Consider the following 23,782-nt stretch of genomic DNA (forward strand, 5'->3'; position numbering starts at 1 on the left):
ATGTCTCAGCATGACGACCTCGATGCATTCCGCGCGGACATCGCGGAGCAGCGCTTGCCGCTCCCCCGAGGCAACACGGACGCCACGATGGTTATCCGCGGCGCCGATGTCGAGTGGTACACCCCGAAGGGGACGAACCCCTCGCACCTGGCACCGATCCTCGGCACGCCGATGAAGACCTTCGAGCTGTTCCTGCAGGAGATTCCCGCGGGTGGATCCTCAGACATGCAGCAGCACCACCACGAGGCGGTCCACTGCGTCATCAGCGGCTCGGGATACAGCGAGATCGGCGGTCGACGCTGGGAGTGGGGCGCCGGAGACTTCGTCTGCGTGCCGCCGATGGAATGGCATCGCCACTACAACGCCAGTCCAACGGAGACGGTGCGGATGCTGCTCGTCGAGAACACGCGATTGCTCTCGGCTCTCGGCCTCAACTATCGCGCCAGTGAAGGGTTCACAACGTACGAGGACCTCATCGCCTCGGGACGTGTGCAGCGACCGAAGCAGGGCTAGAAAACAACGAATCAGAAATGAAGGAGAACTCATGGCTTTCGGAGTCATCAGCGAAATCGGCTACATCTCGATGCAGACGAGCGACATCGTGGCTTCGGTGCAGCACGCGACGAAGATCCTCGGGCTTGTCGAGACCGAGCGCAGCGGGAACGCTGTCTACATGTCCTCGGCCAGCAAGCGGCACCACGATCTCGTCTACATCGACGCGCCGCAGCACGGTGTCGGACACATCGGTCTCATCGCGTCCGGTCCGGCCGCACTCGACACCGTCCGCACGCGGGTCCGCGACGCCGGCTATCCGATCGTCAGCCAGACGCCGCTGCATCCCGGCGTCAGCGACGGCTTCGCGTTCGTCGGTCCCGAGAACTTCATGTTCGAGATCTACCTGCAGCCGGAGACGGTTGACGTCACGCTCGGCGGATTCGCGCCGAATCACTTCGGCCACGTGAACCTGCATCCGACCGATGCCGGGGGGATGCTGCGCTTCTTCCGGGACGTGCTCGATTTCCGGATCTCGGACGCGATCGGCGAGGACTTCGCCTACTTCTTGCGCTGCAACTCGGAGCACCACGGGATCGGCATCATCAAGGGTCGCGGATGGATGCACCACCATGCCTGGCAACTGCAGTCGATCGCCGAACTGGGGCAGGTCGCTGATCGGCTGCAGGAGAACGGCGAGCGACTGCTCATGGGCATCACTCGCCACGGTGCGGGCCGCAACCTTGCTGCCTACTATGTGGAGCCGACCGGGGCGGTGGTCGAGATCTACACCGACATGGAGCACATCTACGATGACGACCGTCTCCCGGTGCAGTGGGATCGCGAAGGCGGAGACTGGGCGACTCTCTGGGCCACCTACGACTTCACGGAGTTCCGTTCGCACGGCCTGTTCCCCGCCCGAGAGGCGATCGAAGCGAAGTAGCCCGCCGCGCCCGGAATGGGGTCCGAGCCGACGGCTCGGACCCCATTCCCATTCCCGCAGCGCGCGGCGGTTGCATACGCCGCTCCCACGATGTTCAGATCCAGTCGCGGTCCGGAGCCGGCCCGATTCGGATCTCCGAGGGGATGGGCTGCCCCAACGCCATGCTCGCGTAACCGCGGAGGTACAGCTCTGGGCTGTTCGAGTGATGCTCGGCACCGACGGACAGATCCCGGAAGAATCGTGAGAACTCGTTCGATGATCGAATGCCCAGGCTGCCTGCTTCTTGATACAGGCGGATCACGGCGTCGAAGGACCGACGAACCCCGACGGTCTGGTCCCGGCGGGTCTCGAGTCGTTCGGCAAGCGTGACGGAACGGCCCGCGGACACGGAATCGTACGCCCTGTTCACGCCGTCGCGCACGGCGAGGAAGCTCGCATCGATCTCGGATGCTGCCGTTGCCAGCGCGGCAAGCTGTGCCGGGGATTGCGAGAAACGCCCCGATCGTTCCGCGTTGCTCAACACCGCGCGCTGGTAGGCGTCGACCGCCCCCTGGGCGATGCCCAAGGTCGCCGTTGCGATGGCCGCGGGAAACAGCACCCAGAATGGCATGCGGTACAGCGGGGTGAGGGTCTCCCACGACGCATCCGCATTGCCGTGCGAGATCGAATCCGCCACGACAATGCGCTCGTTCGAGACCACGGTGTCGATCGCCACCAGATCCTTGCTCCCAGTGCCCCGCAGACCGGTGACATCCCAGGAATCGTGATCGATCGTGTAGTCCGCCTTCGGAATGAGGAAATGCAGCGGGACGTCAGGCCGATCTACGTGCACACCGCCGAGGATCGCCCAGGAGCAGTGATCGGTGCCCGACGCGAACGGCCAGCGACCGGAGACGGTCAGTCCCCCGTCGCAGTCCTTCCCGCGGCCGATCGGTGCGTACGGCGAAGAGATCCAGGTGTCGGGGTCAGCGCCCCAGACTTCACGCTGGACCGTCTCCGACAGCTGGCCGATCTCCCACGGATGCAGCCCGACGACCCCGCCGACCCAGCCCGCCGCACCAGACAATGAAGCCAGCGTGTACGTCGCCTCAAGGAACGTCTGCGGGTCTGTCTCATAACCGCCGAACGCTCGAGGCTGCAGCATCCTGACGACACCGAGTTCGCGCATCCGCTCGACTGTCTTGTCCGAGAGGCGTCCGATTTTCTCCGACTCGACCGCCTCCGCACGGAACTGCTCCGCGTGTTCGCGAATCTTGACGACAAATGGGTTGTTTTGGTTGATCGGCATGGGAAGTGCCACTCCATCTCTCTGCTCGCGCGGCATGCGCGGGTCTGATCGGTATGTAAAACGTGCGCGCTCTCAGCGCTTCCAGTCGGGCGAGGGGGCGAGGCCCCACATGTTCGCCGTCTCCCGAGCCCAGCTCTTCGGCCGCTGGGGCACATCCTCGTGCCACGGCCGCGGCTCGAAGTAGCACGCCTCTTCGTCGTAGATGCGATCCATCTCGACGTACAGCTCGATGACCTGCTCATCAGGGGTGTGGTGGTAGGTCGCAATGTTGTGACCAGGACCGTGGCGAAGCGGACCCCACAGGATCTCCCGATCGGCTGCACCAAGCCGGTCGCATGAGTCGAACAGATGCGTGCGGTCGCGCAGTTCGAAGGCGATGTGGTGCATCCGTGCCGGCCCATCGCCCTGCACGAAGTTGACCGTGTGGTGATCGGGGGTGCAGCGCATGAACACGAAGTTGTCGCCGATCCAGTCGGACGTTCGGAATCCAAGCACGTCGCGGTAGAACGTCTCGGTCTTCTTCGGGTCGAGGACCACGAACGCGATGTGGCCGAGCTTGAGTGGGTTGATGGACTCAGCGACAGGCTCGATGTCAGGCAGGAAGTCCCAGTCTGCGAACAGCTCGATATCCGTGCCCTTCACGTCGCTGAACGCGATCGACGTCGTCACCCCGGGCAGCGCGTCAGTGCGCGCGTCGCTCTGAACGCCCATCCCACTCAGGAAGCCCTGCATCTTTGCAACCGATGTGCCAGGTGACACCTCGAACGCGATCTTGGTCGTCCTGGAAATCGCACCCCGCTCAAGCACGACAGCGAGCTGACCGGCCGGTGTCGCGAGGAAGGCACGCTCGCGCTCCTCCCCCACCAGCACCAGTCCGAGCAATTCGTGGAAATGCTCGATCTGGCGGGGCAGGTCGGGGGTTTCGATCACGGCGTGCCCAAGACGCTTGACGTCGATCATCGGTGTCGTTCCTTACTTGTCATAATTCGTCAGGCTTTCACGTGCGTGCCCATGGGGGTGCGCGGCACCATGTCAAGCAACGCAGCGAGCTCGACCGCGTCCGTCGCGCCGCCGAGGACGTAGCGATCGGGTCGAAGCACGAGAGCCTGCACGCCCCGCTGTTCCAGCCAGGCATCGAGCGCCGGGTCCTGCAGCCAAACGGCCCCCGTTTCAGCAGCGCGCTCGCTCAGCGCGGGCGCTCCTGCAATCCGGCTGGTCGCCAGCACCGCGAACCGCGATCCCACAACCTCATCCAGGGGCTCGCCTGTGCTCAAGCGCGGCTGCCCTTCGATGCGCCCTCCGAAGGCGCCGCCGTCGTGCAGGCCGGGACCGAGCGGCGGCGCGGGATCACGGAAGTCGATCGTCCCGCCGGCGAGCATCTGGGCGTCGCGCTCGGCAGCCTTCGCCGGGTCCGTCGTCTGGATGATGCCACCGAGCCGCGCGGCCGTCTGGATGAACACGTGCGAGTGCGGCCTCCGCTCGCTCTCGTACGTGTCAAGGAGCGCGCTGTCAGCTCCCTGGGAGACCAGCGCAAGCTTCCAGCCCAGGTTCGCGGCGTCCCGGATACCTGTGCACATCCCCTGTCCCAGGAAGGGCGGGGTCTGGTGTGCACTGTCGCCGGCCAGGAGCAGCCGCCCCTCCCTCCACTTCTCGGCGATCAGCGCATGGAAGGTGTAGACGGCGTGCCGCACGAGCACCGCCTGCCCGGGTGCGACCCAGCGCGAGAGCAGTGACCAGACATTCTCATCACTGGTGAACGTGTCCATGTCGTCGTCGGGAAGAATCTTGAACTCCCACCGCCGGCGGTTGCCGGTGACGTGGACGTACGTCGTCGGACGGGCCGGATCGCAATACTGCACCGTGCAATCCGGAAGCTCCACGTCGTCGAGGAGCTCGATGTCGACGACCAGCCAGGGATCGTGGAGGCCGAAGTCTTCCAGTTCGCTGCCGATCGTCCGACGCAGCAGGGAACGCCCGCCATCGCTTCCGACAACCCAGCTCGCCCGCCAGGTGGTCACCTCGCCGGTCGCGAGATCGCGGACGTCGAGCGCAGCACCAGCTTCCTGGTCATCGACGCTCAGAACCTCGTGGAGAGCGCGCACGTCGACAGTCGGATACCGTTCCACACCCTGCCGAAGAACCTGTTCGAGATCGGGCTGGTGGAACATGTTCTTGTCGGTCCAGATGTGCGTACCCTCTACGGCGGGCGGGCGCCGCTCCATCAGCAGCTCGCCGGATGCGCTGTAATAGCGGACTCCGCGCGAAAGGCGGATCACCTTCAGGATCTCGTCGGCCAGGCCGATTGACTGGAAGACCCGCATGACCTCGCCGTCGAAGTGCACCGCGCGGGGCAAGTTCAGGGGCGCCGGCTCGCGGTCGAACACCGCGACGCGCGCGCCGGCCGCGCCGAGGATGTTGGCCAGTACAGCTCCGGTCGGACCCAGTCCGATTATCGCGACGTCGACGGACGGCTCGGTCTCCGCACCACTCATCTCGTCTTCCTTCCAGCTGGAGCGCAGTATTCCATAGCTTATATCTTATGTCAACGGATGCGGCTCATTCCCAGGCCGGCGTGGACTCCTCGGGTCATCAGGCGCTCAGGCAGGCAGGTGTCGCCCCGTCAACCCCGCTCACGGAGCCCGGACGTCAGGTAGCGCTCAAGGTCGCCGCTGTGCGGCCCGGCCAGCAGCTGGCTCACCGCGGCTGCCGCCTCCTGCAGGGCGGCGACGCGCTCGCGAACCTCTGCACCGGTACTGGTGTCCGGCAACGAACTCAGGCGAATGGCAAGCCCGGAGTTGGTCTCGGAGTCGGCTGTGGGATCGAACACCGGCACCGTGATGGAGATGACCCGCTCCGACGCGTCATCGCTGATCGCCTCAACCGGGAAGAAGGCCGCAGCCGACGCAATCACGGTACGCACGGCACGATCGCGGGCGGGCGTGAGTTGTCCGAGCGCGTATTCGTGGAGGGCATCGGTGAACACCCGGTGATCCTCTTCACGTCCCGCCGGCACGATGTGGGCGGTATACCCGCGGTGGCGCACTGCAGCCAGCTGGGCTCGGTACATCTCGACGACCTCGGGGTCGGGCGGGTAGATCCGGCCGAGCCACTTGGCGGACTGCTCCTCGCTCCAGGCGACAGCAGTCTCGCCGAATGGCGGGATGAGCGCCATTCGCACGCCCAGCCGATCGTGCGTCTGCACGGAGGAGGTGCGAGCGGCGGCGCCGATGGTCTGGTCGTGATCGTTGATCTGGATCAGCGCGACCGCCTCGCAGTCGAAGCGCTCGGCCAGCGCCGTCAGTTGCGCACGGGCGACCTCCGCGACCCGGACAGCGGTAATGAGGTCCGAGGCCACGTGCGCGGCGCTGGTCGTTGCGGAGAATCCACCATAGCCGCCCTGGAAGAACAAGAGCGGCGTGACGGGCCGTGTGACCTGCACTTCACGCACGTCGCACAACACGATGAGGTGGTCACCGGCCTCGATCTCTTCTGCGATCGTGCAATAGATGTGGGCTACTGAGTCCTCCAGCTTCGGCACGCCCTGTGCCGACATGGCCCACTTGACTTTGTCGAACTTGTCGGCGTCGCGTTGGGACAGCGCGCGAGTCTCCAACTGCTGGTCGTGCGCGAGCACGTTGATACACAAGGTGGACGACTGGCGAAGCGCCTTGTAGGTCTCGGAGTTCTTCGTCGGCATGAATGACACCAGGGGCGGGTCAAGCGACACGGAGTTGAACGTCCCGACAACCATGCCCAGCGGAGCACCATCGCTGCTGACACCGGTGATGACGACGACGCCGGTCGGGTAATGACCGAGCACGTCCCGGAAAGCGCGCGAATCGATTGCATTCGCCTGCAGCGTGCTCGATGTCAATTCGCTCATCATGTCCTCCTCGTGGCGCAATACGGTATTGCATTTTATATTATATAACCGTTGTGCCAGCCCTGCAATGCCCAGTCGGGTCACGGCCGGCTAGCTCATCGTCAGCCGCTGGCCACCGCTCTCCCCCGGCGCGAGCACGATGTCGAACCGCACGTCGGACCAGGTCGCGCCGTCCGGCAGCACGCGTCCATCGGGGGTCGGGGAACCCGCGGCATGCTGGGTGAACTCCTTGATGAGCGAGTCCTGAACCCCGAACACCGCATCAGAGGTGAGGAGTTCATCGCCTTTCACGAAAATGTGGGTGATGAGCGTCCGGTAGCCGGGGGCTTCGACGAGGAAGTGGAGGTGGCTGGCACGCAACGGCGAGCGCTCGACGAGTTCGAGAAGCTTTCCGACGGGGCCGTCGTGCGGAATCGGATACGGCGTCGGCGTCAGTCCCCAGAATCGGAACTCACCATCCTCAGGCACGATGAGGTGCGCGCGCGCGGCGGTGCGGTCGTCTCGATACTGCACATCATAAAAGCCGTCCTCATCCGCTTCCCAGACCTCGATTCGAGCGCCAGGGACCGGGTTTCCGGCAACATCGAACACGCTCCCCGTGATCCAGCAGGGTTCGCCCGCCGCGCCAAACGACATGTCCTCACCCATCCGGATCTCTGGAGCGTCGTTCACGAAGAACGGGCCGAGCACGGTGGCCTCCGTCGCGTTTCCGTGGAGCGGGTTGTTCATCGAGATCATCTGCATCGACGCACCGAAGACATCCGAGAGCAGCACGAATTCCTGGCGCTTGTCGTCGGTGATGTGCCCCGCATCGGAGAGGAACCGGATGGCCCCGTTCCACTCATGCTCCGTAAGCCTCACTTCGCGCATGAACGCGTGCAGATGCTTGGTCAGCGCCTGCACCAGCTGCCTCAAGCGCGGATTCGGTGTTGCCTCGAACGAGGCCAGCACCCGCTGGATCAGCTGCTCTTCACGCCGATTCTGCTCTGCGGCCTGGTCCCCGGGCGTTGAAACATCGTTAGTCATATTCTTCCTCCAGTAGCGAATCGTCGAGTTCGGTCAGGCCGGGTCGGTGCCTTCCCATGCGGCACGAAGCAGACCTTCCAGATCCGACTTCGAAACCGGCCTGGGATTGCTCACCGGAATCGTCGGCAGGATGATCTCTGCCGCAGCAGGGATATCTGCCTCCTGGAATCCGAGTTCGTGCAGGGAACGGGGCGTGCCCAGCTCCCGGCCAAGTGCGAAGAGGCCCTGTCCGGGGCTGTCAGCGCCGAGCGCCGAGCTGATCCTGTTCGCCGCATCGGGAGCCGAGGCGGCATTGAACGCCGCGACATGACCGATCACGACGGAGTGCATCTCGGCGTGCGGAAGATTGAACGATCCACCCAGCGCATGGCAGATCTTGTGATGCATTCCGGAGCCGGCGGAAGCGAACGCCGCAGCAGCCAGGTACGAACCGTAGAGCGTCCGTTCCCGAGCCTCGGTCTCTTCCGATCGGACGGCGAGCGCCTTGAGGCCGGGAACAAGCGCCCGCAGTCCCTCAGTCCCCAAAGCGATGTTGATCGGGTCCGCTCGCGGCGCCCAGAAGCCGTCAACGGCGTGCGCGATCGCATTCATTCCGCTTGCCACGACGAGCTGGGCGGGAAGCGTGGAGGACAGGGCTGCGTCGTAGACGACGACGCGGGGCAGAACTCGGGAATCGACGCCCGTGGACTTTCGACCGTTCTCGGTGATACCCCAGACATCGGTGGCCTCGGAACCAGCGAACGTGGTGGGCACCGCGACGATCGGCAGCCCGGTATCCCGAGCAATGATCTTCGCCAGGCCGACAGCGGAACCGCCGCCGAGCGCAACGACGAGGTCCGCTCGCGCTTCGCGGGCCGCGCTGACCGCAGTGGCCGCGTTGTCCGCGGGAACATGCTGCACCACGTCGCGTATCCGCCACACCACGGGTACCGTGTCGGTGATGCTCGCTGCCAGCGAAGAGGAGGAGGCGCCCGCGATGAGCAGCACCCGCGTGGCGCCCAGGGAACGGACCGCCGTCAGCACGTTCTCCGCCGCCCGCCCGGTGCCGAAAAGGATTCGTTGGCCCAGCGTGGCGTGGTCGAAGACGATTCCCGGAGCGGGTTCGACCCGTTCCGCCGCCCTGTTCCCGCTGACGAAGTTCATACGATGTGCGTCGTGAGCGTACCGATGCCCTCGACCCAGGCCTCGACAGCATCCTCGGGCTGCAGGAAGCGACCATGGAAAGCCGCGTTGCCCCCCGGAGTGCCGGTGAGGATGATGTCTCCCGGCGTGAGGGTGACGTAGCTGGACAGGTGTGCGATCTGCTCAGCGATCGTGAAGATCATGTCCACTGTTCGATCGGACTGCATCGTCTGCCCATTGATGGAGAGGCCGAGTGCCAGGTCCTGTGGGTCCGCGATCTCTGCCGCGGGCACGAGCCAGGGGCCGAGGGGAGTGGATCCGTCGAAGTTCTTATGCAGCACCCAGTCGGCGCGGAACGGGGAACCCTCCTGAATGCCCGCGCGCCACAGCAGTCCCCGAGCGGAGAGGTCATTGGCGACGGTGTACCCCGCAACATGGCTGAGCGCCGCCTCGGCGGAGACGTTCTTGGCTTTGCTGCCGATGACGACTGCCAGTTCGACTTCCCAGTCGAGCGTATCCGCCGCTGCCGCCGGCCGCGCAACGGTCGCAGCATCGCCAACGACCGTGCTGGGCGCTTTCAGGAAGTGCCATGGCAGCTGTCCACTGGTGCGCGGGTCCTCTGGGGCAGGCCTGCCGGCGATCGTCGCCATCTCGCGGCTGTGTCCGTAATAATTGGCGCCGGCGCCATAGATTGCAGCACCGTGCCGGACCGGGGCATCGAGCCGGGCACCGGCAAGGGGTGTCCGCCCGGTGCCTTGGTTCGAATCCAGCGCATCCCTCACACGTTCGAGGGCTTGATCCCAGTCACGCATGAGATTGCCGATGGAGGCGTACGCCTCCACTCCGGTCAAGGCCGCCGCGTCAAGGATCTCATCCCCCGATACGATGCCCACGCGTGGGCCACGACCTGCCCGATAGTTCACGATCCGAAGATTCGTCATCCCGTTATTTCCGATCCATAACTGCGACAGCGGGAGGCGTCCGAACGCTACGCGCGCGTAGCCCCGGTGACGCGACCGTCGCCGCCGGTCTCCGGCAGCTTCCCGTCCGCGTCGAGACCGAGCCGAGCCCGCACGAGCGTGTCGCGATAGTTGCCACCGGTGGTGGTGGACTGGGGGCGCTCCTGGGCAAGGTCGCGGAAGTAGCGCTGGATGCGCTCGCCGCGCTTGAGCGAAGAGCTTCCGGCCTGACGGAACGCGAGGACGCCGGACTCCCAGGACATGCGGATCGCCAGCTGGAACTGGTTCGCGCACTTCCACAGACGGTACTCATCGGGGAGCACGCGGTTCTCGTACCACTCCTGGGCCATCTCCTCACCCTCCCGAATCGCCTGCATGACGATCGCCTGGGCGCCGTCTGCGAGCTTGACAGCCTCGCCGAAGTCATCCTGGGCCGACTTGCTGTTGCCGTAGAGGCCTCGAACACCCTTCTTGGTGCGCAGCACACCGACCATCTCGTCAATCATCGCCTGGGCGATCCCGACCTGGACCGATGCGACCTCACCCGTGAGGAAGAACTCCAGGTACCCGAGGTACATCGGGTTGCCGTGCAGGCGAGTGCCCTCTGTTCCGGTCTGGGGGTCGCGCAGCGGTGCCTTGTTGTGGCCAACATCCAGGATGGTGAACTCGGTGGGAACGAACTGGTTCTCGACGCGAACCGAATGTGAGCCCGTGCCGTTCAGGCCCAGCGTGCGGCCGTCACCCCAGTCCTCGAGCACCTCGTAATTGCTGCCGTCTCCACGCGGGAGGACGAATTCGATGAGGTTGTTCATCTTGTCGGCCGACCACGAGTTCACGCTCTGGTCGGTGATCTGGCCGTTGACCGGCGCGGTTCCCATCAGGTGATTCGAGTACGGGATGCCCGAGCAGTAGTTGAACGTGCCGTTGATCACGTATCCGCCTTCAACGGGCGTTGCCGTCGACCGGCCCGGCCCATGGCCGCCGTGGATGACCCCGACCCGTTGGTAGATGTCGCGTTGCACCGACTCGGGATAGAACGATGTGAGCATCATCGTTTTCCCGGTGCCGAGCGCGTAGCACCACGCGGTGGACGGGCAGCCGCGCGCGAGTTCGATGATCATCCGGTAGTAGTCACTGAGGGAGGACTCGAGCCCGCCGAACATCTTGGGCTGGATCGCCGCATAGAACCCGGCGTCATTGAGCTGATTCCGGACTTCAAGCGAGTAGTACCCGCGCTTTTCGGTGTCTGCCTGCTGCTCTCGCAGGAGCGGCCGCAACTCAATGGCCTTCTCGATCAGCTTCTTGGGCGTCGCCCCCTCGGGAGCGCTCTTCACCGCATAGTCCGTGAGCGGATTTATGGCCATGTCTTGCCTCGTTCTCTTTGTATCGTAGATGCGCGGGTATCAGGCGGTCTTGCCGAAGACAACCGCCTTGGTCTGGGTCCATTCCAATGGCGAATCCGACGAGGCGATCCGGCCGTAACCACTGGACTTGAAGCCGCCGGCCGGGATGCCGACAGCGCCCATGCCCATCGTGGTGTTCACTGATACGAGGCCGGCCTCCGATCGCCGGGCGAATCGAACAGCCTTGCCGACGTCTTGGGTGAACACGGCGGAGTTCAGCCCGTACCTGGTGCCGTTCGCGATCCGCACTGCCTCATCCTCGGAGTCGAAAGCGATCACGCTCAGGACCGGACCGAAGATCTCCTCCTGCTCGATGCGCATTCCTGCCCGCACATCCGTGAAGATCGTCGGCTCGATGTAGCAGCCCAGGTCGTACTTGCCGCCGGTGAGCCGGCTGCCGCCGTAGGCGAGCGTCGCTCCCTCTTCGACGCCGGCCTTGATGTAGCCGAGGACCGTCTCCCCCTGCGCCTCATTGATCACCGGGCCCATCGTCGGTTCCTCATACCAGGGCCCGACGGTGACCTTGGCGAATGCGGTCTTGAGTCGCTCGATGACATCCTGCTCGATCGAACGCTCGACAAGGAGGCGGGAGCCCGCCACGCAGGCCTGACCGGAGTTGTCGAGAATGCCGCGCACAAGGTGGGGAATGGCGAGGTCGAGGTCCGCGTCCGCATAGACGACGTTCGCGCTCTTTCCGCCCAGTTCGAGGATCGCGGGAATCTGGTGACTCGCCGCCAGCTCCGCGATCCGGGTGCCCGTCTTGGTCGAGCCGGTGAAGCTCACTCGCTTGATGTCCGGGTGCAGAACCAGCGGCTCGCCGACGTCGCGACCGGAGCCAGTGACCACGTTGATGACCCCAGCGGGGATCCCCGCCTCCTCCGCGAGCTTGGCGAGGTAGAGGACGGTGAGCGGCGCTTCCGACGCCGGCTTGAGCACGACTGTGTTGCCGGCGATCAACGGCCCGACGATCCGCTTCGGCGCCGCCCACCCCGGTCCATTCCACGGCACGATGATGGCGATGGCACCGAACGGGTCACGAAGCGTGAGCGCAAGCTGGTCGAGATCGGCCGTTGGCAGCGACGTGCCCTGGATTTTGTCGGCCAGGCCGGCGATGTAGCGGATGTTGGTTGCCGCCGGGTTCGGCGCGAAGCTCGGTCGCCCGATCTCCTGGTTCTCCAGCCGCTCCAGCTCGCGGACGTGCTCGTCGCACAGGTCGGCCCACTTGTTCAGCAGCCGCCCGCGCACGGAGGGGTGCGTCTCGCGCCACCCGGCGAACGCCGCGGTCGCGGCTGCCACCGCGGCGTCGACGTCTGCCCGCCCGCCGCGGGGGACGCGCCCCAGCACTTCCTGGGTCGCGGGGTTCAGCACCTCGAACGTCTCACCGCTCGCGGCCGGAACCCACTTCCCCCCGATGAACATGGTGCCGTCTTCGATGAGCGACTGCGGGTCGACGAGAAACGCCGCAGGGATCGTCTGGGTGATCGTCATTCTGACTACTTCCTTCTGTCGTGTTCGGCGGGCACCGAAAATCAGCTGGCGGAGTGCGCAAGCAGCGAGGGCAGGACCTGCGCAAGGTTGCCGAGGGTCCATCGCTCGTTACCGCGCAACAGCGTCGGCTGGTTCGACAGCTCGAACGGGCGGTGGTACATCGCGACGTCGTTTCCTGCCGCGTACACCCACCGTCCTGTGATTCCCGCACCCGCAGCGGTGGCCAGGTACAGCACGGCCGGGGCGAGAGCCGCCGGGTCGATGTCAGCGACGAACGGGGTCCCCCCGGAGGTGGGTCGCGTCGAGGCGTCTCCCGGGAAGAGCGACGTCTGCGCGCTCGGGAGGATGGCGTTGACATTGATGCCGTGAGGAGCCAGTTCCATCGCCGCGGAGGTGGTCAGCCCCAGCACGCCTGCTTTCGCCGCAGCGTACGCGGGCATCGGGCCCAGGAACGCGGCGCGCGATGAGAAGTTGATGATACTGCCGCCGTCGCCCTGCGCGATGAGGCGCTTCGCCGCGGCCTGCATCAGGCTGACCTCGCCCTTGAGGTGGACGTTGTTCAGCGCGTCCCATTCTTCCTCGGTGACGTCGACGAGCGGAGCCGCAGCCAGGTTGCCCGCCGCGCCCACCAGGACGTCGAGTCGGCCGAACGAGTCCATCGCCGTCTGCACGATCTGCTCGCCCGACGCCCACGGTCCGATCGGAATGTGGCACGCGACTGCCTCCCCGCCGGCCGCATGGATCGCCTCGACCGCGCGTTCGGCGGCTGAGGCGGCTCCGGGCTCCCGGGCCGGGAGATCGACGACGACGACCTTTCCGCCCTCGGCGGCGAACAGTTCGGCGACCGCGCGGCCGATTCCGCCCGCGCCGGTTACGATAGCGACCTTGTTGTTGAATTCACCCATGAGTGTCTTCCCCTCCGTTTCAGCGGCTCGAGTCGGCGGCGACGACTGCACCGACGGCTGCAGTAGCCGCAATGCGGCCGCTGACCAGAGCCTCGGAGACGTTGCCTCCGCCTGGGTAGAGACGGTGCCAGATGGAGCCCAGTTCGCCGGCCGCGTAGAGGCCGGTGATCGGCTCGCCGTTCGGGTTCAGCACCTGGCTCCGCTCGTTGCGGCGCGGGCCGCCCTGGGTGTTCAGCAAGGTGGGTCGAACCGCTGCGCCATAGAACGGCGCAGTATCGATCGGCAGCGTCTCGTTGGCGGGGCGACCGAACTCATCGTCCTCGCCGGCACGGCTGTGCTCGTTGTAACGGTCGATGGTCTCCCGCAGGGCGGCTGCAGGCACGCCGAGCTTCTCTGCGAGCTCTTCGATCGTGTCTGCGCTCTCGAACCAGCCACGCTCGATCTCCTCAGAGTTGTCATCGCTCCACGGGTACCGACGATTGAAACCGAGGCTGCCGGCGACGGACAGTGGGCCGGCCTGGCGGGTCTTCTCGTCAATGACGATGAAGGAGGGGATCCGATCGAAGAGGCCGGTGATCGGGTGCTGCTGGAGCATCGAGTGCAGGAAGCTGTGCGTCTCCATCAGGGTCTCGCGTGCGTAGCGACGGCCGTTCTGGTCGATCAGGACGAACCCGTAGTCGGTCATCTCGCAGGGGAACGCGGCTGCCGCGTCCGGAACCGAGTACCCGATCGTGGTGGACGTCGCAGTCATGTGCCAGAGGTCAGCCCCAGCCGACTGCGCGATGCGGATGCCGTCACCGGCGTTGCGGTTCGCCGGGCTCATTGCCGGCATATCGATGCCGAAGTACTGACGCTGCATTTCGGGGTCCCAGGCGAATCCGCCGTTTGCGAGCACCACGCCGCGCTTCGACTTGATCTGGATCGGGCCGTCGGCAGTCTCAACGGTGACGCCGGTGACAGCACCGCCCGGGGTCTCCTGCAGGACGCCGGTCACGCGCGCGCCAGTGACAACCGGGGCACCGCTGGCTGCGAGTGCGCCACGCAGGAAGTCCCACATCGCTGCGCCGAAGCGGCGATCCGGACGCTGGGGCTGGACGTGCATGCGCAGGCCGAGGGAATCAGAGTGCGGGAAGTCCGGGAAGGCGGAGCCGACGCGGCCGGCCGGGAAGACACGGCGCTGGGCGATCTCGCTGTTCTCGCGGGCGATCTGGTACTCGTCTGCGATCAGCACACCACCATGCGCTTCAACCCAGTCGGGAATCTCATCCAGGCCCTTGACGAAAGCCTCGATCGGTTCGACAGGAGTTCCGCCTTGGGCGAGTGCGAAGAAGTGCTCGACCGCACCAGCGGCGTCGGCGATCATGCGGATGGTTCCACCCGAGTAGTGGGTGCTCCCACCGGCGTGGTCCGCCTTCTCGAGGACGAGCACCGAGGCGCCGAGGTCCGTCGCCTCGACCGCCGCGGCCGTTCCGGCACCGCCGGCACCCACGACGATCAAGTCGTACTCCTTCTCAGCGAGCGCAGGGAGTTCTGCGACGGTGAAGAAGTTCTCGGGTCGATCGTAGTCACCAGTGTAAATATCTGATTCCCAGATTCCATCAACAAACGTCATTGTTTTTCCTTACCCTTAGCCGATATGGCACGCTACGTACATTCTATAACATATAGCCACGCACCCGCAATCCTGTCTTACGCTGCGGGTTGCTGCCCCTGCTCGGCCAATTGCCCAGCCAGCCGCGCGAGCCGCCGCTCGCGCTGCACCACCGGATCCGGAACAGGAATGGCCTGGACCAGCCGTTGCGTGTACGGATCTTTCGGGTTGCGGATGACGGCGTCTGGAGTGCCGCTCTCGACAAGCTTTCCGCGCCGCAAGACGACGATGCGGTCGGAGAGGCGGTCGATGACCGCGAGGTCGTGACTGACGAAGAGGCACGCGAAGCCGAAGTCGGCCTGCAGTTCCTCCAGGATCTCCAACACCCTCTGCTGCACCGACACATCCAGTGCAGAGGTGGGCTCATCCGCGATCAGCAGTTCAGGGCGGGTGATGATCGCGCGCGCGATCCCGACCCGCTGTCGCTGGCCACCAGAGAGCTGGTAGGGGTAGCGAGACAGCGCGTCCGCCGGAAGGTATACCGAGTCCAGGGCCTCGCGCACGCGATCAGTGATCTGCGGACGCGTCAGCCCACCGGCGAGACGCAGCGGCTCGGATACCGAGTCCCCGACGGTCCGCCTCGGGTTCAAGGAAGAGCCCGGATCCTGGAAGACGAAACCGATTCGGCGTCGGAGGCGCTGGAGGTCTTGGGCGCCGACACCGACGATCTCCGTCCCGCCCATCTTCACGGAGCCCGACTTGAACTTCTCCAGCCCGATGATCGCCTTCGCGATTGAGGTCTTTCCGGACCCCGACTCGCCCACCAGGCCGACGATCTCGCCCTTGCCGATATCGAAGCTCACCTCGTCGACAGCGCGGAATGCGCCACGGCCGCGAACCTGGTACTCGATGACCGCCTGATCCAGCCGGAGCAGTGGCTCGGCCTGCTGCGGCGCAGGAGGCGCCAAGGTCTCCCCCACCCGCAGACGGGGCACCGCAGCGAGCAACTGCTTCGTATAGGGGTGTTGCGGCCGTTCGAAGACATCGACCACCCGGCCGTGCTCGACGACGTGTCCATCCTGCATGACGACGACATGGTCTGCCGTGTCGGCGACAATGCCCAGATCATGCGTGATCAGCACCGCGGCCCCGTTCATTCGCTTCCGGAGCCTGCGAAGCAGTTCCAGGATCTCCGCCTGCACCGTGACGTCGAGCGCGGTCGTGGGCTCGTCTGCGATCAGCATCGACGGGTCGCACGAGATGCAAAGCGCAATGAGCGCACGCTGGCGCTGTCCGCCCGAGAGCTGGTGGGGGTACGAGTCGTAGGCCCGCTGCGGATCGGGAAGCTCCACCATCGTGAGCAGCTCGAGCGCGCGCGCCTTCGCGGATGTCGGCGTGTGAGCCGCCCGCGAGCGCAACACCCGAACGAGCTGCTGGCCGATCGTGTACACGGGGTGCAGGGCCGTCATCGGCTCCTGGAAAATCAGTGCGATTTGGTTTCCGCGCACTTTCCGGATCGTCTCTTCCGGCGCCCCGATGAGCTCGCGCCCCTTGAACTTCACCGATCCCGTCACGCGCGCATTGCGGCCGAGCAGTCCCAGCCCCGCGAGCGAGCTGACCGACTTCCCCGAGCCGGATTCGCCAACCAGCGCCACGACCTCCCCGGCCATCACGCCGAAGCTGACACCGTGGACGACTTCCGTCCAGTCATTTCCAGACTTGAACGAGACGGCGAGGTCGGTGACCTCATAGACAATCTCGTTGCTGGTTCTCGACTCGTCATCGATGGACATGCTGAACTCCTTCGTCCTGTAGCCGCTCCGTTCAGAGCCGCCACGCCTCCGTCTGGAGGGCCCGTTTCACATGATACAGTTTATAAGCTAGGGTTGGCGACATCGAATTCGGGCGAACACCACAGCTGGCCGCCCACGCTCAGGGCGAAGCAGGCACGCCTGTCGCCGAGCAGACGAATACGGAAGGTTTTCAACGATGACGTTTTCCACCAAGACCGCCGCGAGCCAGGGCTCGACGCTGACGCCGCCCGACCAGACCCTCACCGGTGAAGAGATGGTCGCACGAGCTGAGGCGCTCATCCCGCTGCTGCGTGAACGGGCCGCCAGGGCGGACGAAACCAGAAGCGTCGAAGCTGACACCTTCCGCCGAATGCAGGAAGCCGGGCTGTTCCACGTCTTCCGTCCGAAGCGCTATGGCGGGCTGGAGCTGTCTGAGTACCATCACGCCATTATCGCCATGACGCTGGCTAAGGGTTGCGCCTCAACCGCCTGGGTCTTCTCCATCCTCAATGGGCACAGCCGGAGCTTGCTGGCGTACTCGGAGGAAGTCCAGGACGAGCTCTGGGCCGAGAACAGCTTTGCCACGTGCGCCGGAAACATCACGGTCAACCCCAAGGCGACCGCGGAACGCGTCGACGGAGGCTACCTGCTCACCGGCGACTGGGGATTCTGCAGTGGCTCAGATTTCTCGGAATGGCTTTTCTTCACCGCCGCCGCGGGCCCGGACGGAGATGGGCACCGCTTCCTCCTGCCTCGCAGCGAGGCTCGCCTGATCGATGACTGGCACCCGACAGGCATGCGCGGAACGGGCAGTCGGCGGTACGCGGTCGAGCGCGTGTTCGTTCCTGATCGCCGCGTCGTGCGAACCAAGGACATGGCGAATCTCGCGGAAGAGAACCGGCGCCTGCACCCATCATTCGATTCGATGGTCGCCTCGACACCAGATGGGCACTTCCCGTACGCGAGCGTGGCTCTCGGAGCAGCTCTCGGCGCGATCGAACACTTCGCGCGGACGGTACCGAACAGCACACGAGTGCGTGACTTCTCCGGCGTCGCCAGCAGCCTTGCCGACCAGGATTATGTCGCAACGGAGTTCGCCTCCGCCGTCAGCACCGCCGAGGCAGCGGCCTCGGTGCTCGTGGCACGGAGCAGGGCGGCCGAGGATCGTGGTCGGCGTCGCGTTCGCGCATCCGCCGCAGAGCGTTCCGCGGAGCGCCTGGCGAACGCGCATGTCGCCCGCTCTGCGGTCGAGGCTGTCCAGCGGATCTACTTCCTCATCGGAACGAGGGCGAACCACCCTTCACACCCCGTCTCGCTGGCCAAACGCGATATCGAGGTGATCGCCACCCACCAGACGGTCAACTGGCGCGAATCGAGTGTCGGCTACCTTTCATCGATCGTGGACACGTTCGTGGCGGCGCAGAAGGCCGAAGCGAGCGCCCTCGCGCCCGAGTAGCGGCGAATGATCGTGCGCCGGGAGACGGCGCACACACTATCTGATCAGTACTGATCGAAGGAGATCCAGCCATGGCATCTGGCAAACGCGTCGCAGTCATCGGCGGCGGCATCGGCGGACTGTTCGTCACCAAAGCACTGTTGAGCAAGGGGTTCGAGGTCAAGGCCTACGAGCAGGCCTCCGCCTTGGGCGAGATCGGTGCGGGGGTGTACCTGACTCCCAACGGTGTCCGCCAGCTGCAACGCGTCGGCCTGGGCGACGCGGTCGGAGCCGCTGGAGCGCTCGTCGGCGAGCGCTCCCGGTACTTCCGGCACGACGGCAGCGAGATCTCCCCGGTTCGGGTAGCGGACTCGACAGGGTGGAACGCCACCTATGGCATGCACCGCGCTGATTTCATCGAGTTCCTCGCCGCCTCGATCCCTGATGGCATCGTGAGCCTCGGACACCGCGCTCAGTCTTTCGAGCAGGACGATTCGGGCGCGGCAGTGACCTTTGAGGACGGCTCCTCGGTCGAAGCGGACATCATCATCGCGGCCGATGGGATCCACTCCACACTGCGTTCGCACGTGTGGCAGGAGTCCGAGCCGGTCTTCTCCGGAACGAGCGTCTACCGCGGACTCGTCCCGCGCCGGCTTCTCGACGGATGGCGGGCGGATGAGTGGTCCATGTGGCTGGGGCCCGGGAAGCACTTCCTCACCTTCCCGGTGCGATCCGGCGAACTGATCAACTTCGTGGGCTTCGTCCCGGCAGAGGATCTGTTCAAGGAGTCATGGACCGCGCCCGGCGACCCGAACCAGCTCCGCGCCGACTTCGCCGGGTGGGACCCGCGAATCGGGGAGTTGCTCTCGCACGTCGAGCAGACGTTTCGCTGGGCGCTGTACGACCGCAACCCGTTGCCGACCTGGACGAAGGGTCGCCTCACCCTGCTCGGCGACGCAGCGCATGCCATGCTGCCGCACTTGGGCCAGGGTGCGAACCAGTCGATCGAAGACGGCGCCGCACTGGCCACGCTCCTTGAGGCTGCCGATCCCACCCGGATTCCCGAAGCGCTCGCCGTGTACGAGAACCTTCGACGCGCTCGAGTCGCCGAAGTCCAGAGCGGCGCCCGGCAGAACGGCCTCCGCTACGACTCACAGTACGCGGACCTGGCGCAACGAGACACGGAGATCCGCAACCACCAGGAATTCCGCCGCAACCTCTACGACTACGACGTGGTTCCGCTCGCTGCCAGCGCCCTGGGCGCCTGAACCGGCGGCGACCCGATGGCTATCGAGCGCGCAGACGAACCCGGGGCCAGTTCACACGCGCCCATGCGGGATGTGCAGCTCTGGCTGGTCGTCACCCGCAACACAGACACCGACCGCGGGGTGCACCGTGCGGCGCACCGCGATTACATGCGCCTGCTGGTGGAGCGCGGACTGGTTTTCGCGTCCGGGCCTGCTTCCGTCGACCACGGTGAAGCCCCCTTCGGCGGCGCCACCGTCCTCCGCGTGCCGGATGCCACCGAAGCGCGGCGGCTCATGGATGACGAGCCGTTCATCCGGGCAGGTGCACGAACATACGAACTGATTGCCTGGCACGTTCGTCACGGTGACTATGACTCGCCCGAGTAGTGTAGATCGGCGGGCTTCGCGGCGCGCACGCAGCTTAGAGCCACCGGCACCGCGATCGCCCCGCAACCTACAACTCTCGCGACCCCAGTGGGGAGCGATCTGGCTGCTGCTGTGCTGCCAATCGCTCATGATCCTGGATACGTCCGGATTCAACGTCGCACTGGCGTCGATCGGACGGGACTTCTCAGTTCCGGTGGACCAGACGGGCGCGGTCAACCTGGGCTACGTCGTTGCCCTGGCCGCCATGATCCCGCTCTGCGGCTGGCTGGGAGAGCGCTTCGGCACCGTACGCGTGCTTGCGATCGGCCTGTCGGTCCTGGTGGTCGGGTCGATACTCGGCGCCGCTGCGGTCTCATTGCCCATGGTGGTCGCTGGTCGCGTCGCCCAGGGCGTGGGGAGTGGCGGCCTTGTCCCGCTCGCGTTCTCGCTGATGTTCCGCAACTTCCTCCCGATGCAGCGGTTGAGCATCATGGCCGCACTCGCCCTGCCGATCTCCCTCGCGCCCGCGCTCGGACCTCTGGTCGGCGGACTCCTGGTCGACCAGCTGAGTTGGCGTTGGGTGTTTCTTCTCAACCTGCCGCTGAGTGCCACCGCGATCGTGATCGCCCTCACCTTCGCCCGTGAAGTCGAGAACCGGGCGGTGCGTCCACTCGATCTCCGGGGCGCAATCCTGACCGCCCTCGGTTTTGGTGCGACAGTGCTCGGCGTCGAACGCCTTGCGACCGGCGCCGATGTCCTCTTCGGCACGATCAGTCTCACGGTCGGCATCGCGGCCCTGTCGATCCTCATCCCCTACGAACTGCGAATGGGCAACCGGGCGTTCCTGGACGTCAGCCTTTTCCGGCGGCGCAGGTTCGCGAAGTCCACGGCGATCACCGCCGCACACTCGGTCGGGTTCATGGGATTCGGCCTCGCCGGGCCGCTGCTGCTGCAGACGCAGCTGGGGCTGAGCGCGTTCGGAGCCGGGCTCGTGGGCGTGGCGGGCGCGATGGGTCCGATCATCACCAGCCGCATCGCACGCCGCGTCATCGTCAGGCTCGGGGCACGGTGGACGATCGGAATCTCGCAATCGGGCATCCTCCTCGGCCTCGGCATCATGGTGCTCGGCTACGGGTTTGGCGAGGTGTGGATCATCATGCTGGGCGTCTTCACCAGCGGCGCCTCGTCCCTGCTCACGATCATGTCGTGCCAGACCGTCGGCTTCGCAGCAGTACCCGAGACGAACCTGGGTGACGCCACAACGCTCGACGGCACATCGCGCCAGATGAGCGGGGCAATCGGCATCGCCGCAGTCTCCGGGGCACTCGCTGCCGCAGCGGCTTTGAATGGTTCGATGATCGCGACCGTCTCCATCACGTTGGGCGCCCTGGCACTGTTCCACCTGATCGCGATCATCATCCTCGTCAGCCCTGGTCGCCTGCCGCTCCCATCGGACAACAGCGGCGCCGAGCGGGGATCGCTGCCCGGACGGGATTCCTAGCAGAGCCACGCCCGCCCGCATCGAAGGAGCCGACGATGACCGACACACGCAACAGCGCCGCACACCACGCCTCGAAGGAGACAATGATGACCGAAACCATACAGAACAGCGCCGCACTCCACGCCACTTCGGTGGATGTGGCCGTCATCCTGGCCGACCATTGCATCAGGGCCGACTACGACAGCCTTCCGGGCCCCGTCATCGCCGCTACCAAGAATCAGATCATCGACACGCTGGGCATCGCACTCGCCGGCAGCGAACAGCCTGGTGCCAGGCAGCTGCGCGAGCTCACCATGGAGATGGCCGGCAAACCCGAAGCACGCATCTGGGGCACCGACATCCGGGTTCCGGCGCAGGACGCTGCCCGAGTCAATGCCACGATGACGCACGCTCTGGACTACGACGACACATACGAACGATCCTTCGTCCACCCGTCTGCGATAACGATTCCGGCGGCCCTCGCCACCGCCGAGATGCTCGGTGGCGTGACCGGCAAGGAGCTCATCACGGCGGTCGCGCTCGGCGTGGATGTCGCCTGCCGGCTGGCCAACTCCGCACGTCCTGGCGTCACGGGCTTCGTCCACGGCTGGCACAACACGACGCTGTACGGCTATTTCGCCTCCGCCGTCGTCGCCGGAAAGCTGATGGGACTTACCCGGGATGAGCTTGTCTCCGCGCTGGGTGTCGCTTACCAGCAGGCCTCGGGCAATTCCCAGGCGCATATCGACGGCGCCTTGACCAAGCGGATGGGACCGGGGTTCGCCTCGTACGGCGGCCTGCTCTCGGCCCGCCTCGCGCAGCGAGGCGTGCACGGGGCGAAGGGAGTCTTCGAAGGCGTGCGCGGGTTCTTCTTCCAGTACCACGGCAACGACTACTCCCGAGAAATCCTCCTGGACGGTCTGGGCAGCAGCTTCTGCGGGGCCGATGTCGCGTTCAAGCCCTGGCCCTCGTGTCGCGGCTCTCACACCGCCGTCGACGCGGCCCTGTCACTCTTCACCGACGCCGGCATCCAGGCGAGCGACGTCTCGGAGATCACGATCTACAACGGTCCCGGTGACTACTCGCTGCTGGCGTCGCCGATCGCGAAGAAGCAGCGCCCGGACTCCCCCGTGGATGCACAGTTCAGCAACCCCTGGGTCGTTGCCGCCGCCCTTGTCGATGGAAAGGTCGGGCTCGAGCATTTCACTCCCGCGGCGATTCACCGCCCAGACCTGCTGGCCGCGACCCAGCTCATCCGTACCGCCGAAGATGCGAGCCTCGTGCGTGCCGGCGGCGGCCCCGGTGCGGCACGCATCGAAGCGCGGACAACCGACGGCCGGACACTGACGAGGACCGTGGCCTATGCCAAGGGCGAGCCCGGTAATCCGATGTCCCCTGACGAGTTCCGCCAGAAATTCCTGGACTGCACGATGCTGGCCGGAATGTCGAAGTCACACGGCGAGGAGCTTTTCGCCACGGTCAGCCGGCTGGAAACACTCTCTCGCGCCGAGCAGTTGACTGCGGAATCCGTCGTCGACTGACATCGGCCACTCCACCCCCGGCGCGTCGCGAACGCGGCGTCGGGGGGCGGAGGAAGGCGCCTGTAACAACAGCGCTCTGGAACTCAGCTATCTTTGCCCAAGATGGTCTCAAGCGCAGGCAGCAGCCGCTTGTAGGAGGTCTCGAGGTCTGTCCGGATGAGTTTGCGGACCGCCTTGCCGTCCCTGGCCTCAATCGCCTTGACGATGGCCTGGTGCTCCGGCGAGTCGCAGGCGGACACCGAACCCACTTCAGCGAGCATGACGCGATATCGGCCGACCCGGTCCCAGATGCTGTCCAGGATCTGGGTCATGGTGTGGTTGCCCGCCGCCGTGTAGATGGTCCTGTGGAACATCCGGCTGCTCTGCAGATCGATCTCCGACGCGTGCTTCTTCACTGCGCCCTGCGTCACGAACGCGCGCAGGGTCTCGATCACGTCGTCCGAGGCGGTTTTCGCTGCGGCTTCCGCCGCCAACGGCTCCAAACCCATGCGGATGGCGTGGAACTCGCGGAACTCGTGGGCCGAAGCGGGTGCGACGCGAACCTCGCTGTGCGCGCGCAGCACCACGAGTTGCTCGGCCTCAAGCCGGCGAAGCGCCTCCCTGACCGGCGTCGTGGACGAGCCCAGCCACGCGGCGAACATCTCCTGGTCTATCACCGCTCCCGGCGCAAGGTCACACGAGAGGATCCGGGCTCGGATCTCCGCATATGCCGCGTCCGACTTGGTGAGGCTCACACGAGGGGCCGAGCCCTGGGCGAACTTGGGCAACTCGTGCCCGTTCTTCGCGGTCGAACTTGCCAGAGACGTCATCTTTACACCAT

20 protein-coding genes are annotated in these 23,782 nt (G+C 65.6%); 7 read left to right on the forward strand and 13 right to left on the reverse strand.

What is annotated here, in order from left to right; all coding sequences use genetic code 11:
• The gene (locus AB4Y94_RS06160; RefSeq protein WP_441726196.1) at positions 1-513 is read left to right on the forward strand and encodes a cupin domain-containing protein; all 513 of its coding nucleotides are present in this window, start codon (positions 1-3) and stop codon (positions 511-513) included.
• A gap of 31 nt (positions 514-544) precedes the next feature.
• Entirely contained in the window at positions 545-1,435 is an 891-nt protein-coding gene (locus tag AB4Y94_RS06165) for a VOC family protein (protein WP_441726199.1), read from the forward strand.
• 94 nt (positions 1,436-1,529) lie between these two features.
• Here the strand turns inward: AB4Y94_RS06165 and AB4Y94_RS06170 are convergent, their stop codons facing one another.
• The 12 genes from AB4Y94_RS06170 to AB4Y94_RS06225 all read right to left on the reverse strand — a co-directional run bounded on the left by AB4Y94_RS06170 (position 1,530) and on the right by AB4Y94_RS06225 (position 16,893).
• The gene (locus AB4Y94_RS06170) at positions 1,530-2,723 is read right to left on the reverse strand and encodes an acyl-CoA dehydrogenase family protein (protein WP_441726201.1); all 1,194 of its coding nucleotides are present in this window, start codon (positions 2,721-2,723) and stop codon (positions 1,530-1,532) included.
• Between the two features lie 72 nt (positions 2,724-2,795).
• Entirely contained in the window at positions 2,796-3,683 is an 888-nt protein-coding gene (locus AB4Y94_RS06175) for a VOC family protein (protein WP_441726204.1), read from the reverse strand.
• 29 nt (positions 3,684-3,712) lie between these two features.
• On the reverse strand, positions 3,713-5,215 hold the full coding sequence (gene mhpA / locus AB4Y94_RS06180) for a bifunctional 3-(3-hydroxy-phenyl)propionate/3-hydroxycinnamic acid hydroxylase MhpA (protein WP_441726207.1): 1,503 nt from the start codon (positions 5,213-5,215) through the stop codon (positions 3,713-3,715).
• 128 nt (positions 5,216-5,343) lie between these two features.
• Complete coding sequence (locus tag AB4Y94_RS06185; RefSeq protein WP_441726208.1) at positions 5,344-6,606, reverse strand: flavin reductase; 1,263 nt, start codon at positions 6,604-6,606, stop codon at positions 5,344-5,346.
• Positions 6,607-6,696: 90 nt separating this feature from the next.
• Positions 6,697-7,632 carry a dioxygenase family protein gene (locus AB4Y94_RS06190; RefSeq protein ID WP_441726210.1) on the reverse strand — a complete coding sequence of 312 codons (936 nt, stop codon included), beginning with the start codon at positions 7,630-7,632 and terminating at the stop codon, positions 6,697-6,699.
• 33 nt (positions 7,633-7,665) lie between these two features.
• The gene (locus tag AB4Y94_RS06195) at positions 7,666-8,775 is read right to left on the reverse strand and encodes a maleylacetate reductase (RefSeq protein WP_441726212.1); all 1,110 of its coding nucleotides are present in this window, start codon (positions 8,773-8,775) and stop codon (positions 7,666-7,668) included.
• A complete protein-coding gene (locus AB4Y94_RS06200) occupies positions 8,772-9,695 on the reverse strand; it encodes a fumarylacetoacetate hydrolase family protein (protein WP_441726214.1) in 924 nt (307 codons plus the stop codon). The genes AB4Y94_RS06195 and AB4Y94_RS06200 overlap by 4 nt, the downstream gene beginning before the upstream one ends.
• A 47-nt stretch (positions 9,696-9,742) precedes the next feature.
• Positions 9,743-11,077, reverse strand: a complete 1,335-nt coding sequence (locus AB4Y94_RS06205; protein ID WP_441726216.1) for an acyl-CoA dehydrogenase family protein — start codon at positions 11,075-11,077, stop codon at positions 9,743-9,745.
• A 39-nt stretch (positions 11,078-11,116) separates the two neighbouring features.
• Positions 11,117-12,604 (reverse strand): aldehyde dehydrogenase family protein, encoded by a 1,488-nt coding sequence (locus tag AB4Y94_RS06210; RefSeq protein ID WP_441726219.1) that lies wholly within the window; start codon positions 12,602-12,604, stop codon positions 11,117-11,119.
• Between the two features lie 41 nt (positions 12,605-12,645).
• Complete coding sequence (locus AB4Y94_RS06215; protein WP_441726222.1) at positions 12,646-13,509, reverse strand: SDR family NAD(P)-dependent oxidoreductase; 864 nt, start codon at positions 13,507-13,509, stop codon at positions 12,646-12,648.
• A gap of 19 nt (positions 13,510-13,528) precedes the next feature.
• On the reverse strand, positions 13,529-15,121 hold the full coding sequence (locus AB4Y94_RS06220) for an FAD-dependent oxidoreductase (protein WP_441726225.1): 1,593 nt from the start codon (positions 15,119-15,121) through the stop codon (positions 13,529-13,531).
• Between the two features lie 77 nt (positions 15,122-15,198).
• Complete coding sequence (locus tag AB4Y94_RS06225) at positions 15,199-16,893, reverse strand: dipeptide ABC transporter ATP-binding protein (protein WP_441726228.1); 1,695 nt, start codon at positions 16,891-16,893, stop codon at positions 15,199-15,201.
• A 196-nt stretch (positions 16,894-17,089) separates the two neighbouring features.
• Between AB4Y94_RS06225 and AB4Y94_RS06230 the strand changes: the two genes are divergently transcribed.
• The 5 genes from AB4Y94_RS06230 (at position 17,090) to AB4Y94_RS06250 (ending at position 22,962) form a co-directional block, all read left to right on the forward strand.
• The gene (locus AB4Y94_RS06230) at positions 17,090-18,349 is read left to right on the forward strand and encodes an acyl-CoA dehydrogenase family protein (RefSeq protein WP_441726231.1); all 1,260 of its coding nucleotides are present in this window, start codon (positions 17,090-17,092) and stop codon (positions 18,347-18,349) included.
• A gap of 71 nt (positions 18,350-18,420) precedes the next feature.
• The gene (locus AB4Y94_RS06235) at positions 18,421-19,596 is read left to right on the forward strand and encodes an FAD-dependent monooxygenase (RefSeq protein ID WP_441726233.1); all 1,176 of its coding nucleotides are present in this window, start codon (positions 18,421-18,423) and stop codon (positions 19,594-19,596) included.
• A gap of 15 nt (positions 19,597-19,611) precedes the next feature.
• Positions 19,612-19,962: a YciI family protein gene (locus tag AB4Y94_RS06240; protein ID WP_441726236.1), complete on the forward strand. Its 351-nt coding sequence runs from the start codon at positions 19,612-19,614 to the stop codon at positions 19,960-19,962.
• Positions 19,946-21,442: an MFS transporter gene (locus AB4Y94_RS06245; RefSeq protein ID WP_441726239.1), complete on the forward strand. Its 1,497-nt coding sequence runs from the start codon at positions 19,946-19,948 to the stop codon at positions 21,440-21,442. The genes AB4Y94_RS06240 and AB4Y94_RS06245 overlap by 17 nt, the downstream gene beginning before the upstream one ends.
• A 35-nt stretch (positions 21,443-21,477) precedes the next feature.
• Positions 21,478-22,962 (forward strand): MmgE/PrpD family protein, encoded by a 1,485-nt coding sequence (locus AB4Y94_RS06250; RefSeq protein ID WP_441726242.1) that lies wholly within the window; start codon positions 21,478-21,480, stop codon positions 22,960-22,962.
• Between the two features lie 83 nt (positions 22,963-23,045).
• Here AB4Y94_RS06250 and AB4Y94_RS06255 read toward each other — a convergent pair whose 3' ends face one another.
• Positions 23,046-23,771, reverse strand: a complete 726-nt coding sequence (locus AB4Y94_RS06255) for a GntR family transcriptional regulator (RefSeq protein ID WP_441726245.1) — start codon at positions 23,769-23,771, stop codon at positions 23,046-23,048.
• Between the last annotated feature and the right edge of the window lie 11 nt (positions 23,772-23,782).

It is taken from the genome of Glaciibacter sp. 2TAF33 (assembly GCF_052114945.1).
In the GTDB taxonomy this organism is placed as follows: domain Bacteria; phylum Actinomycetota; class Actinomycetes; order Actinomycetales; family Microbacteriaceae; genus Cryobacterium.

Coding starts and splice junctions, on each gene's coding strand:
- AB4Y94_RS06190 (WP_441726210.1), bottom strand. CDS start 7,632: ATGACTAACGATGTTTCAACGCCCGGGGACCAGGCCGCAGAGCAGAAT.
- AB4Y94_RS06165 (WP_441726199.1), top strand. CDS start 545: ATGGCTTTCGGAGTCATCAGCGAAATCGGCTACATCTCGATGCAGACG.
- AB4Y94_RS06220 (WP_441726225.1), bottom strand. CDS start 15,121: ATGACGTTTGTTGATGGAATCTGGGAATCAGATATTTACACTGGTGAC.
- mhpA (WP_441726207.1), bottom strand. CDS start 5,215: ATGAGTGGTGCGGAGACCGAGCCGTCCGTCGACGTCGCGATAATCGGA.
- AB4Y94_RS06240 (WP_441726236.1), top strand. CDS start 19,612: ATGGCTATCGAGCGCGCAGACGAACCCGGGGCCAGTTCACACGCGCCC.
- AB4Y94_RS06175 (WP_441726204.1), bottom strand. CDS start 3,683: ATGATCGACGTCAAGCGTCTTGGGCACGCCGTGATCGAAACCCCCGAC.
- AB4Y94_RS06160 (WP_441726196.1), top strand. CDS start 1: ATGTCTCAGCATGACGACCTCGATGCATTCCGCGCGGACATCGCGGAG.
- AB4Y94_RS06235 (WP_441726233.1), top strand. CDS start 18,421: ATGGCATCTGGCAAACGCGTCGCAGTCATCGGCGGCGGCATCGGCGGA.
- AB4Y94_RS06230 (WP_441726231.1), top strand. CDS start 17,090: ATGACGTTTTCCACCAAGACCGCCGCGAGCCAGGGCTCGACGCTGACG.
- AB4Y94_RS06170 (WP_441726201.1), bottom strand. CDS start 2,723: ATGCCGATCAACCAAAACAACCCATTTGTCGTCAAGATTCGCGAACAC.
- AB4Y94_RS06225 (WP_441726228.1), bottom strand. CDS start 16,893: ATGTCCATCGATGACGAGTCGAGAACCAGCAACGAGATTGTCTATGAG.
- AB4Y94_RS06210 (WP_441726219.1), bottom strand. CDS start 12,604: ATGACGATCACCCAGACGATCCCTGCGGCGTTTCTCGTCGACCCGCAG.
- AB4Y94_RS06215 (WP_441726222.1), bottom strand. CDS start 13,509: ATGGGTGAATTCAACAACAAGGTCGCTATCGTAACCGGCGCGGGCGGA.
- AB4Y94_RS06250 (WP_441726242.1), top strand. CDS start 21,478: ATGACCGACACACGCAACAGCGCCGCACACCACGCCTCGAAGGAGACA.
- AB4Y94_RS06245 (WP_441726239.1), top strand. CDS start 19,946: ATGACTCGCCCGAGTAGTGTAGATCGGCGGGCTTCGCGGCGCGCACGC.
- AB4Y94_RS06185 (WP_441726208.1), bottom strand. CDS start 6,606: ATGAGCGAATTGACATCGAGCACGCTGCAGGCGAATGCAATCGATTCG.
- AB4Y94_RS06255 (WP_441726245.1), bottom strand. CDS start 23,771: ATGACGTCTCTGGCAAGTTCGACCGCGAAGAACGGGCACGAGTTGCCC.
- AB4Y94_RS06200 (WP_441726214.1), bottom strand. CDS start 9,695: ATGACGAATCTTCGGATCGTGAACTATCGGGCAGGTCGTGGCCCACGC.
- AB4Y94_RS06195 (WP_441726212.1), bottom strand. CDS start 8,775: ATGAACTTCGTCAGCGGGAACAGGGCGGCGGAACGGGTCGAACCCGCT.
- AB4Y94_RS06205 (WP_441726216.1), bottom strand. CDS start 11,077: ATGGCCATAAATCCGCTCACGGACTATGCGGTGAAGAGCGCTCCCGAG.